This window comes from Blautia sp. MCC269 (assembly GCF_018785655.1).
Classification (GTDB): Bacteria; Bacillota; Clostridia; order Lachnospirales; family Lachnospiraceae; genus Blautia_A.
The window spans coordinates 88,836-100,293 of sequence record NZ_WQQE01000022.1 but is presented as its reverse complement, the minus strand read 5'-3'; the positions used below and the strand labels follow the sequence as shown (position 1 = coordinate 100,293).

Annotated in this window: 11 protein-coding genes and 1 pseudogene; 2 read left to right on the top strand and 10 right to left on the bottom strand. The window is 40.6% G+C overall.

The window, feature by feature from the left end; all coding sequences use genetic code 11:
• The coding region (locus tag GPK88_RS08290) for a hypothetical protein (protein WP_215707680.1) at window positions 1-257 on the top strand (257 nt) is incomplete at its 5' end.
• Between the two features lie 7 nt (window positions 258-264).
• Here GPK88_RS08290 and GPK88_RS08285 read toward each other — a convergent pair.
• The 7 genes and pseudogenes from GPK88_RS08285 to GPK88_RS08255 all read right to left on the bottom strand — a co-directional run.
• Window positions 265-1,221: pseudogene (locus tag GPK88_RS08285) on the bottom strand (HD-GYP domain-containing protein); the annotation flags it as partial.
• Window positions 1,222-1,482: 261 nt separating this feature from the next.
• Window positions 1,483-1,722 carry a FeoC-like transcriptional regulator gene (locus tag GPK88_RS08280; RefSeq protein ID WP_051592819.1) on the bottom strand — a complete coding sequence of 80 codons (240 nt, stop codon included), beginning with the start codon at window positions 1,720-1,722 and terminating at the stop codon, window positions 1,483-1,485.
• Between the two features lie 15 nt (window positions 1,723-1,737).
• Window positions 1,738-3,762 (bottom strand): ferrous iron transport protein B, encoded by a 2,025-nt coding sequence (gene feoB / locus GPK88_RS08275; RefSeq protein WP_027090209.1) that lies wholly within the window; start codon window positions 3,760-3,762, stop codon window positions 1,738-1,740.
• Between the two features lie 2 nt (window positions 3,763-3,764).
• Window positions 3,765-3,989 (bottom strand): FeoA family protein, encoded by a 225-nt coding sequence (locus tag GPK88_RS08270; protein ID WP_027090208.1) that lies wholly within the window; start codon window positions 3,987-3,989, stop codon window positions 3,765-3,767.
• A gap of 27 nt (window positions 3,990-4,016) precedes the next feature.
• A complete protein-coding gene (locus GPK88_RS18855) occupies window positions 4,017-4,346 on the bottom strand; it encodes a manganese efflux pump (protein ID WP_240474551.1) in 330 nt (109 codons plus the stop codon).
• Between the two features lie 222 nt (window positions 4,347-4,568).
• A complete protein-coding gene (locus GPK88_RS08260; protein WP_027090207.1) occupies window positions 4,569-6,302 on the bottom strand; it encodes an ABC transporter ATP-binding protein in 1,734 nt (577 codons plus the stop codon).
• On the bottom strand, window positions 6,303-8,054 hold the full coding sequence (locus GPK88_RS08255; protein ID WP_027090206.1) for an ABC transporter ATP-binding protein: 1,752 nt from the start codon (window positions 8,052-8,054) through the stop codon (window positions 6,303-6,305). It abuts the gene before it with no gap.
• A gap of 245 nt (window positions 8,055-8,299) precedes the next feature.
• On the opposite strand from GPK88_RS08255, the gene GPK88_RS08250 reads away from it, so the two are divergent.
• The gene (locus GPK88_RS08250) at window positions 8,300-9,274 is read left to right on the top strand and encodes an AraC family transcriptional regulator (RefSeq protein ID WP_027090205.1); all 975 of its coding nucleotides are present in this window, start codon (window positions 8,300-8,302) and stop codon (window positions 9,272-9,274) included.
• A 97-nt stretch (window positions 9,275-9,371) separates the two neighbouring features.
• On the opposite strand, the gene GPK88_RS08245 is transcribed toward GPK88_RS08250, so the two are convergent.
• Genes GPK88_RS08245 through GPK88_RS08235 form a run of 3 tightly spaced genes read right to left on the bottom strand, consistent with a single transcriptional unit; the run spans window position 9,372 to window position 11,395 of the window.
• Window positions 9,372-10,391 (bottom strand): U32 family peptidase, encoded by a 1,020-nt coding sequence (locus GPK88_RS08245; protein ID WP_215707679.1) that lies wholly within the window; start codon window positions 10,389-10,391, stop codon window positions 9,372-9,374.
• Between the two features lie 37 nt (window positions 10,392-10,428).
• Complete coding sequence (locus GPK88_RS08240) at window positions 10,429-10,668, bottom strand: hypothetical protein (RefSeq protein WP_215707678.1); 240 nt, start codon at window positions 10,666-10,668, stop codon at window positions 10,429-10,431.
• Window positions 10,661-11,395, bottom strand: a complete 735-nt coding sequence (locus GPK88_RS08235) for a LytR/AlgR family response regulator transcription factor (protein WP_055156941.1) — start codon at window positions 11,393-11,395, stop codon at window positions 10,661-10,663. Before GPK88_RS08235 ends, GPK88_RS08240 begins: the two co-directional genes overlap by 8 nt.
• Between the last annotated feature and the right edge of the window lie 63 nt (window positions 11,396-11,458).

Genomic DNA, 11,458 nt, shown 5'->3' with positions numbered 1-11,458 from the left:
AAAGCCCTCCTAATGATATTTATTTTATCATAGAAGAACCTTCTAAACATTATTTTACAGAAAAAGTTTCATACTCTCGTGCCTCTTCCTTTCCATCTAATCTATTCTTGCGCTACCCTATCACACTCGCACCCAAAAGTAGTCCACGCATACTTATTTCAATCAAAAAAGAAAAAGAGCATATGAATTTGATTGATTCCATACACTCTATATTTATAATCTTCATACTTATTTTGCCATTTCAAAAAAACCGATAATTCCTATTCATACATCTTTCTTCATAGGCGACCACAGCGTATGTAATTTCAGTTTGTACATCTGACTGTCATTTTCCACTGTTGCTTTTATCTGCACAGAAATTTCTTTATTTTTCACAGATGTCTGACGCAACAAAACACGAATATATTGAACATCTTCTTCAATTACTCCAAATTCTTTAAACAGATCAAATTCCGGATTCTTTCTCTGACATAATATCTTCTGTTTTCCGTTTAGTATAGTTAACTGACCTGAAATCGTATTGTAATCAATCGAATTCAATCCACTGTTTGATTTGAAGAAATCTATCTTTTCCTGCATGACCTTGACAACACTCTGTGAATAGTTTTGATTCGGCAGGGATTTATCATTGAGTATTTCATTCGAAAGTCTCTGTATTTCATGAGAATATTTATTATCGTCCATCTCTTTATTAAGCATTTTTGAAAGCTGAATACTCAGTTCTTTCAGACACTTAAGAAGGATGGGATTAAATTGTCCACATTGTCCGTCCAGGATCATTTGAATCGCTGTATCATGATCAAAAGCTTTCTTATAGCATCTTTCACTTGTAAGTGCATCATAAACATTAACAATCGATACCACCTGTGCGGAGATTGGTATTTCTTCACCTTTCAATCCATCCGGATAGCCCTTTCCATCCCATCTTTCATGATGCCACCTGCAGATTTCCCATGCGGTATGTACCAGTGGATGATCTTGCGGAAAATCCATGTCCTTAATTATAGCCGCGCCAAGCTCACTATGGGTTTTCATAATCTTAAATTCTTCATCGGGAAGTCTGCCTGGTTTATTCAATATTTCTTCCGGAATACGAATCTTACCAATATCATGAAGGGAAGAAGCAGTTGTAATCAAAGCAATATCTGTCTCTGTCAAAGGATAAGCATCTGTTACTTTTACCAGTTGTCTCAGCATCATCTCCGTTGCTGTTTTAATATTTTTCTTGATATTTCTTTAGTTTAAGGAAAGATTCGTCACTGATACAGTATTCAATACGGAAGACCTCCGCCAGATGAAGATTATATCTTTTGTAAGACTCCCTCCTTCTTTCAGAACATTGATTGCTATACATACACTCGGCTTAGATACTTCTATATACCGAACCGCATCTATAAAGCAAATCATTCCCTTTATCTTTTGAGGGATTAAAATTGTTTCAAGATAACCCTCACCTGGCGCATAAAGTTCAATTCTTCCTCTTTATCCTCTCTTTACCACTTCCCAAGTGTCAACAGTTATCGCAGGCTGATCGCAGCCGTGACACCCTTTGCAATTTTGAGTACAGTTTGATTGACTGGTTACTTTGTGTATATAGCCTTGATTTTCCAGATATTCAAGCTCTACCCGCACACTGTCCATATCTTTATGCAAAAGATCAGCCAATTCCTGAATACTGTATGTTTTTCCGCTTTGCAGATAATCTAATAATTGAATCAGCACAATATCTCCTCTCCTTTAGAAAATGACACAGCCAACATGGTATGCGATTGTTGCCAAAATCAATGCAGAAAGGATATAGTAGAGGGCAATCCTTACTGTCCATTTCATAGAATGAGTTTCCTGTGCGGTCGCTGCCAATGCCATTAGACAAGGCATATTGAAGAAAAACGCAAACAGGAAAGCCAGAGCTTCCGGCTGAGATATTGTAGACAGCAGGTTTGTACTAAGCGCCGCTGTATCTACCGCGCTTGTTCCCTCAATCGCTCCCCAAATACCAGCCGTATTGAACAGGGAGGCCATAACACCGAGAGCTGATTCTTTTCCCATTGCAGAAGCAACAAAGGCCATAAACAACTGCCACGGCAAACCAAAGAACATTGTTACCGGCTCAATAAAAGTTCCAATGCGATAAATAATGCTGTTCGTCACATTTCCGTCCGGCGTATAAGAAAGAAGCCAGAATATTACGGAAATGCAAATGATGATACTAAGCGCCCGTTTGAGAACGCTTCCCATTTTGTTGAATACAGAGCCTAACAGGGTTTTCCAGTGCGGCTTATGATATGGTGGTAATTCCATAATCAAGCCGGTACGGTCATTTTCCTTGTTTAAAGAACGTCCAAAAATTTTGTAGGTAATGTAAATGTGCAAAAAGGCCACAGCAAACAAGGACAATATTACAAAAACGGCTTTTCCTCCAAAGAATGTACCGCTGATAAGACCAACTACACCCCAGGTAGAAGCACAGGGAACTACCCAAGAAAGGGCAATCGTTAAAATACGCTGTCCCCAAGAATCAATAACTCTTGTGCCGGTGACACCACCTATATTGCAGCCGAAGCTAACAAGAAAGGGCATAATCGCTTTCCCCTGCAAACCAAGTTTCGTCATGGTATTATCAAACACATAGGAGATACGGGCCATATACCCGATGTCCTCCATAAATCCGAAAACAAGGCTGATTCCAAATACATAGCAAGCCATTTGCAAGGCAAACGTAACAGCCGTTAATACAGCATTACACAAGAGCGATACAATGACAGAGGCAACTCCAACACTAAGGAGCCAATTTGCCAGCGGCGTTGAAATGCCGGAGATCAGCGCCCCTACCAGTTCCATAAGGGGCATACCAATCAGCATAGAGCAGATCAGCCCCAGCACAATCATACCAATGGCAATAGGCTTTCCCCACCGTTTGCTAGTGGCTGCTTTATCAAACCGGCTACGGCTGGTTTTCTTTTTGCTGCTTGTCACATTTTCTTGAATCAGTGTGTCAATCCACTTAAATTTGCAATCTGCCGTCCGCAAATTTCCATCTTTTACACAACTGATTAAACTCTTTATTTTTTCAAATATCCCCGGTTCTGTTTTCCCTTGAACAAAAGAGAGTGCGAGCTTATCTTGTTCCAACAGCTTTTCAGCCAGCCATGAGGCAGAGTATATTTCAATTCCCTGCTTTGGTAGCAATTCTAAAATTGCAGAATATTCATCGCCAATATTTTTCCGGCAAAGCTGCTCCAACTTTGCAGCATTTAGAAAAGAGGCTCTTTTTTCAAGATTTTCCAACAGGTTAAAGAACGGCTGGTATTGCTTTTTGTCTGCCGCAACCATAGGAACAACAGGAACCCCCAAGGATTTTTGCAAACCCGCTACATTGATTTTCTTTCCCTGTCCCTCGGCTATATCCATCATATTTAAAAGCAATACGACAGGAACATGGATTCCAGCATAATCAGCCAGCATAAATAGACTTCTGTTTAACTGTGAAGCGTCGGCCAGAATACATACAAGGTCGGCCTCTCCACTGGAAATATAGTTTCTCGTTACTACTTCTTCATCGGAGTTAGCAGAAAGGCTATATGTACCCGGCAAATCCACGATTTTGTAGGTTATGCCATTATGGGAAAAGAAGCCATCTTTACGCTCCACAGTTTTTCCGGGCCAATTTCCAACGTGTTGACGGGAACCGGTCAATCCGTTAAAAAGAGTTGATTTTCCAGAATTAGGCTGCCCCAGCAGGGCAATCGTTTTTTCAGCCATTATTACCTCACCTCCACCATGATTTTTTCTGCTTCATTTTTATTCAGCGCAACCATTGTATCTCTGTTATACAGAAGAACCGGCTGCTTTTTAGGATTCTGTATAACTTCAATCCTGCTTCCTATAGTAAGCCCGATAGAAGTTATCCGGCTTTGAAAATGGCTATCCCCGGTGATTGCGACAATCGTTCCGCAGGAGCCATCATCCAATTCATTTAATTTTTTCATTCGTTCCAATTCCTCCAATCTTTTTTGTCAGCCCATAATAAAAATCCGTACCCTGATTAAAACTAAAATTACACCGCCTAATATTCCGGCCCGGTTTCCTAACCGATCTCCGAAAAAATGTCCAATCCATACGCCGACAAACGCAATTAAGAATGTCGTGGTTCCTATCAGTGCGGCCGAGGGAAGAATTTTTACATTTAAGGCCGTCAGCGTTATGCCGACTGCGAAAGCGTCAATGCTTGTAGCAATCACAGCCGGAATCATAACGGTAAAGCCTAATTCTCTGCTTGTTCCTTTACATTCACCTTTTAGATTTTCACGAATCATGTTGATACCGATTATGCACAGAAGAAACAATGCGACATATTTAGAAACCGCTTCAATATACTGGCGAATTGTTCCGCCTCAGATATATCCGAGTGTAGGCATAAGCGCCTGGAATCCGCCAAAATATACTCCTGCTTTTTGGTATTCAAGCCTTTACAGACCGAAACAGCGAAAGCGTCCATTGATAACCCAACAGCAACCAGTAATAGGTCAAGCAGTCCCATCGGTATCCCCTCCTTTACCGGCCTTTCTTTATGCCCCATTTACAATCCATTTCTTTGCTTTTTCCTGCTCCTGAACCATTTCATAGTAATGGCCTTTTTTCGCAAGCAGTTCCGTATGGGTTCCCATTTCTTCAATGCGTCCCTGATTTAACAAAATAATCTGGTCTGCATTTTGAATGGTATTCAGCCGGTGGGCGATTACAAATACCGTTTTTCCTTTCATCAAGCGGTCTAACGCCTGATTGATTTTTGCCTCGTTATCCGCGTCAAGTGAAGCCGTCGATTCATCCAAAAGCAGAATAGGCGCATTTTTCAGAATGGCCCTTGCGATAGCAATTCTTTGTTTTTCGCCGCCAGAAAGCGTATTGCCACCCTCGGAAAGCCGGGTCTGATACCCCTCCGGCAACTTTTCGATAAATTCATGGCAACGTGCCGCCTTTGCTGCCTCTATGATTTCTTCCTCTGTTGCGTTCTCCCGGCCAGCCTTGATATTATTATAAATCGTGTCCGACAGAAGCGTATTTTCCTGAAACACCTCGCTGATATAGTGCAGAAGCCCGTCCGGGTTTAAATCTTTTATATCCTTGCCGCCAATGCGGATAGTTCCTTTTGACACATCCCAAAACCGGGCAATCAGATTTGCAACTGTGGATTTCCCGGAGCCAGACGGTCCGATCAGGGCGGTAACGCTATTTTCCTTTGCAAAAAAGCTAATATCCGTCAAAACATCAGCCTGCTTATTATAGGAAAAATCGACGTGTTCAAAGGCAATATCAAAATGCGACAGCTTTACATCTTCTTCCTTGTAAGAAAGCGGCTTCGTGTCATACGCCTGTTCCAGATTGTGTACCGCCAAGTTCAGGTCTTTCAACAGATTATAAGAGTGTTCAAAAGCAATCAGCAGAGCAGACAGCGCAAGGCTCATCAACATAAAAGCTACAAGCTGATTGGGGGCAATCGTACCTCCAAGAAACAGATAGCTGCCAACCAACAGAACAAGAGGAAGCAGGAAATTGGCTACAATCGAATACATACTGGTGGGAGCCGCCATTTTTACCTCTGCTTTTACATTTGTCTTGCGAATTGCGTCCAGCGTATCTGTCATTCTGGAAAAGTGGGAGCTTGTCATGTTATGGGATTTAAAAACTTTCATTCCTTTGACATACTCTAAGACAATCGAAATCATTTTTGCGGTGAGATTCCTTTTCTGTGTCCCGTATTTTTCCACAAGACGGTTGCCCCAAGAGAGAACCGGCATGGCAATTAGAAGCACAACACATTCGGCAAGTGCCAGTTTCCAGTTAATAAAGAATGTTCCGATCAGCACCAGAGCCGCCGTTACTACGGTCTTTACAATGGACGGGAGTGTATGTGTAATCACAAGTTCAAAATTGGTTAAATCCTTTGTCAGTGTTCCAAGAAGATAGCCGCTGCTGTTCTGGTTGAAATAGCCAAGACTTAATGAGCGATAATGATTGGCAAGGTCAAGCCGCATTTCCCCGCACATTTCTGCGCCTCTTGCGAAGCACAGATAATAGGCGCTCCGATAGATTACCAACCGGGCAATCACACTGATAAAGCAAATCGCCGTGTAGATAACAATTTTACCTGCCGTAAGCGTGTTGCCTAAAAGCTGAATGACTGTCATATAGAGAACAACATATAAAACGATACTAAGAACAGCGTCCGCGCCCATTAAGGCAATCGGAAACTTAATCTGGTTGCTTTTTTCTCCAAGCAGCTTCCTAATGGTACGCAGCATTTAAACCGCCTCCTTTCCGATAGTGGCCTGTGTATAAATTTCCCACATCCGGCCATATACGCCGCCTTTTTTTACCAACTCCTGATGGGTTCCCTGCTCGGCCACAGTACCGTCCTGAAAAACAACAATTTTATCTGCGTCCCGGATAGTATGGAGCCGGTGGGCGATCATAATTGTGGTTTTTCCTTTCAGAAGATTTTGCAGGGCAAGCTGGATTTTATGTTCATTCTCAATGTCAGAGTAGGAAGTCGCCTCGTCGAAAATGACGATAGGAGCATCTTTCAAAATTGCTCTTGCAATCGAAATCCGCTGCTGCTGGCCGCCAGAGAGTTTTACACCCTCGTCGCCAATCCGCGTCTGATAGCCTTTCGGCAGGCCCATAATGAAATCGTCAATCTGTGCTGACCTTGCTGCTTGCCGTACTTCTTCTTCGCTGGCATTGGTTCCCATACGGATATTTTCCAGTAATGTATCTTCCAGAAGAAAAACATCCTGAAAGACGAAAGCCGTCAAATCCATCAGATTTTCCGTTTTTAGGTCAGTAATTGGTACTCCACCTACTTTGATGGTTCCGCCTGTGGTGTCCCAATAGCGCCCAAGAAGCTGAACCGCCGTTGTCTTTCCAGCCCCGGACGGGCCGACAAAGGCGTTGACCGTTCCCGGCTCCAAGTGCAGGTTTACAGAAGTGAGCGCGTCTTTTCCTCCGCTGGTATAATTGAAAGTTACATCCTCAAAATCAATTCCATAGCAGCCGTCTTTTTTCAGGGTCTTGCTTCCGCTTTTCATTTCGTCCATATCCATAATCTTTTTGATATTGTCCAAACCACTGCCAAGCTCCATCGACTGCATAACAATCGTAACCAGATTTAGGAACGAAGTGAAAAAGCACATGGTAAGCAAAATAAACAACAGGTAAGAAGCTACTGACAGAGAGCCTTTTGAGTATAGCCAGCCGCCAAAGGGCAGCGTAAAGAGGATGGCGGAATCTAATACTACAAGGGCAATCGACAGAGGATTGCAGGAGGACACGCACATCTTTTTCCAACAGGTCGTATAAAGGTGAAGCGCGTTCCGATACTGCTCGAATTTTTCCGCTGTCAAGTGGTACATTTTGATGACTGGCATGGCCGTGATAAATTCATTGGCAGAAGCATTGAGTTTTTCCGTATCTTCTGCAAGTTCCGCCGACATATCCGGGTAATTCTTAACCATCATCATCGGAACAGCAATTCCCAAAATCATAGGAATCAGCATAACAAGGGCCATAACCCAGTGCAGGCGCAGCATGAAAATAAACATCATAAGCGGAACGACAATCGCCTGTGCCAGTTCCAATGTACTGTGCGCTAAAAATTGTTCTACTCTGTCCACATCGTCAAAAAGCGTTGTCTTGATCTGTCCGGGAGAGCGTTCCTGAAAAAAGCCCAGGTTGAATCTGGATATATGTTCCAGCACCTTTACTTTGATTTTGTGCATGGTATTGAACGCCGCCACATGGGAGCAGATACCCGCAAAAGACATGAGGATGGCTTGCCCGATGGCTGCCGCAATTCCAATGCAGGCCCACATAGCCATAGCGCCAAACGTCACTTCATTTTGGATAATCAGAAGCAATATCTGATACACCACCAGATAAGGAATCAGCGATAAGGCCGAGCAAAGAACAGCCAACAACATTCCCACGCCCAGCTTTCCACGTTCCCCTCTCGCAAGGGTAAAAACATAGGATAATCCGGTTCGTTTTTGTTCCATAAGAAACGAACCTCCTTTCTCTTTTTTTGAGGTTAGAAATTACTAACCTTGACACAATTCATTTTACAGGTTAGAATAAAAAAATCAACAGCTATACTATTTGGGAATTTAATTTTTAAAAGCAACTCAAAGTACTGTATTTTCGGTGCTTTATGGAGTTTTTTAATTTATTTTTTTATAAAATCGTGACTAATAAAAATTGGATTGTGACTTTTTTATTGAAGCTCTAAAGGAGGAATGAAAAAATGGCTCTTTCGATTGCAGACTACTTGTTACAGCTTCCAGAAAATATGAACTTTGCAAAAGTACAGGAATTATCAGGAGAGGATTCACTCTACTATCGTATGCTTTCCGACTACGGAAGCGGCTCATTTCAGTTGATACGCTTTGAGAATGACCTGCTTATGATTCTGATTGCAGACTACACGCCAAAGGAAACCTTTGAAAAAATCGCAACTATTTCTGAAGAATATATGGAAATCAGCCAGTTTGAAACAGACAGCAGTTCTTTCAAAATCGGGAGACGGAAAACACAGCCCGTCGGTAAAGGGATTTACTGCTATGTGAACACCCAAAAGACCACCTATGTCTATTGCGAAAAAGGAAAGCCGGTAAGATTTACAAAAATCATTTTGACAAGAAAGTATTTTGATACTTATTTCCGGGTGCATTATGGAAAAGATTATGAACAATCAAAAGTGGCAAAGGAATACCTTTTGAAAAATCCAAATCTGCCGGAGCTTAACTTTGTCTTTCAGCAGATCAGGGATTGTCAGGCGGTAGGACAAACGCTGCACTTATATCTGGAAAGCAAAGTTCTGGAATTACTCTCTCTTGTCATTAAGGGCATGGAGCAAAAGGAAAATCATATTTCTGTCAAGTTAGATTATAAGGACATCCGTGATCTGAAAAAAACAGTTACCTATATGAAAAAGGATTTGTCTGCTTATCCGTCCGGGGAAGAACTTGCGCAAATCGCAGGAATGAGCCCTGCCCGGTATCAGCTTGCTTTTCGGAAGTATTACGGCACTACTCCCTATGAGTATCTAAAAGAAATGCGACTGAATCAGGCGCTATTCCTGTTGAAAAACTCTGATTATGGGATTGCTACGATTGCCGCAAAGGTTGGCTATCACAATTCAGGCCATTTTGCAAAGCTATTTAAAAATGCCTATGGTATGGGGCCAAAGGAATACCGAACTAATCATAATATAAAATAAATTTATTTCTCTTATAAAAACAGCCATCTAAAAGAATGATGGCTGTTTTATACTTCCACTAAGTTTTCTAATCGCTTATTTAATTTTTCTGCAACTTTTATAATACACTTCTAAATACTTCACTTCTATCAAGTGCTTTTTCAAATTCTCTACAATTGTCTATCCATTTTTCTACCTGTTCACCGTTATAAATAATTGCACGCTGTACCCAAGAACTACAATAGGAACAATAATTGCTATCTGTTACATCTATATTTTGTTTTGAGACACATATTTTATGATTACATGCATAATCATCTACAAATTTTTTAAGGAATCCATCTAATTTAGTATTATCAATATAAATATTTGGAAGATCAAATATCTTACTATAATTAAACATTTGAGAAATATTATATAGCTCTGCCATAGTTTTCATTTCCTCAGCAGTAGGCTCTGTCTTTACGACCATATCATCCGACTTTGGCCATAACAATATATCCAAAAGATTCCCCTTATATTGTCTCCTCGCATATGCTTCGACAACTCTTGTTAGAAATTTTGTTGATTTAGTTCGCTCTACCAATTTTATCGACAAATTAAAATTATCGGTTTCCTCACATAATTTCTCGTAATAGCATAAATCTTCCGGTCTTATCCAATCTGAACTTATCAAATTTGACATATCTTCAATTTTAGTACTCAAACATTTCATCAAACAGTAGTCAATATCTCCCCGAGAGCAACTATCTGAACAACTAAAATGTCCCTGCACTGTCCCATGCATAATACTGTATGGACACATATGTAAGCATAAATTATTCGCAATCAAACGTAACGTCACATTTTTCCCTTTTGTATATAACAACATTTTTTTTAATAATTTAAAATCTCGATTTACATGATGTGCTAGGGTTATCTCATCTGCACCTAATTCAATCCATCTTTTAATATGGTTCAAATCGAATGCATACGCATATAAACCAACTGTAACTTTGAAACGTGGAAATTGTGTTTTTATCAGTTCGCATAAATAGGGCGATGTTATTGTGATAGCATCAACACCTATTTTATCCAATTCTTTTAATAACTCAATTATCTTGAAATGGCTATCAGCCTCAAGTTCCTTATTTTCCATGCACATCGCATTAATCAACTCCTTTAGGAACGGCCATTTATTGAAAAATAATAATAGCAGCAATCGTATAACTTGCGGGAATAATCGCAATATTAAATAGCGTCGTTCCCATATGATTTGCAATAAAAATACAAAGTGCCGCAGCAAAGTACACCCCAATTCTTTTCCATAAAGGTTCTACCCTATACGGAAACATATTTTTCCCAAAATCATTCAGCATCCATACCTGAAGGCTGCAAACTAAAACATCTCTTAGTAAACTCATCAGATCAACCATTCCTTTCCCTCAGATATTCAAACAGTGCCTCGGTAAACTCTTCTTTCTTTGCTCTTGAAACATTCAGTTCTATTCCGCATTTCAACCGTAGTACGCCTTTTTCTAACCCTTCTACTTTTCCCAACTTAACAATGTAACTATAATGCGCCTGTGCAAATCCCTGATCTTTTAGCTGTTCACATAATTCTCCAAACGCTTCTCTGCACCGAACTGTCTCTTTTTCTTGCTCTTTCACAATGGTTATCTCACATCCTCTTTTGGCTCTGGAAACATATAAGATATTTTCCACATGTATGCGTATTATCTTCCCCGCCGATGTCACCGTTACCGCATAGTCATTCAGAAAGCGTCTCTTTACCTCAGTCATAATAGCTGCAATTTCCCGGCGTAAGCTGGTATCGTGTAAGTCCTTCATAATATACCGAAAGGGCTGTCCGAAATTTATACTGTCCACTGTCGGCTCAAAATAACTGGAATAGAAGATTAAAACTGCATCTTTGTTATAATTTCTCAATTTTAATGCTGTTTGGTTTCCATCCAGCCCCGGCATACGGATATCTATAAAGACTAATTCGTGGAGAATATCCGTATGTTTCAAAAGTTCATTTCCTGATTCGTATTCATAAAATCTGATTTCATTTTCAGGCAAACTATTTTCATGCTCTATAATCTCTCTGATCGTTTTTCTATATCTTTTATCATCATCACAAATCGCTATCTTATACATAATCCTCCCTCATTGTTAGTTACAGCTAACCTTATTTCATAAAAAAACCATCCCGCAGAATTT

Coding starts and splice junctions, on each gene's coding strand:
- GPK88_RS08255 (WP_027090206.1), bottom strand. CDS start 8,054: ATGGAACAAAAACGAACCGGATTATCCTATGTTTTTACCCTTGCGAGA.
- GPK88_RS08270 (WP_027090208.1), bottom strand. CDS start 3,989: ATGAAAAAATTAAATGAATTGGATGATGGCTCCTGCGGAACGATTGTC.
- GPK88_RS08260 (WP_027090207.1), bottom strand. CDS start 6,302: ATGCTGCGTACCATTAGGAAGCTGCTTGGAGAAAAAAGCAACCAGATT.
- GPK88_RS08235 (WP_055156941.1), bottom strand. CDS start 11,395: ATGTATAAGATAGCGATTTGTGATGATGATAAAAGATATAGAAAAACG.
- GPK88_RS08245 (WP_215707679.1), bottom strand. CDS start 10,391: ATGGAAAATAAGGAACTTGAGGCTGATAGCCATTTCAAGATAATTGAG.
- GPK88_RS08250 (WP_027090205.1), top strand. CDS start 8,300: ATGGCTCTTTCGATTGCAGACTACTTGTTACAGCTTCCAGAAAATATG.
- feoB (WP_027090209.1), bottom strand. CDS start 3,762: ATGGCTGAAAAAACGATTGCCCTGCTGGGGCAGCCTAATTCTGGAAAA.
- GPK88_RS08240 (WP_215707678.1), bottom strand. CDS start 10,668: ATGGTTGATCTGATGAGTTTACTAAGAGATGTTTTAGTTTGCAGCCTT.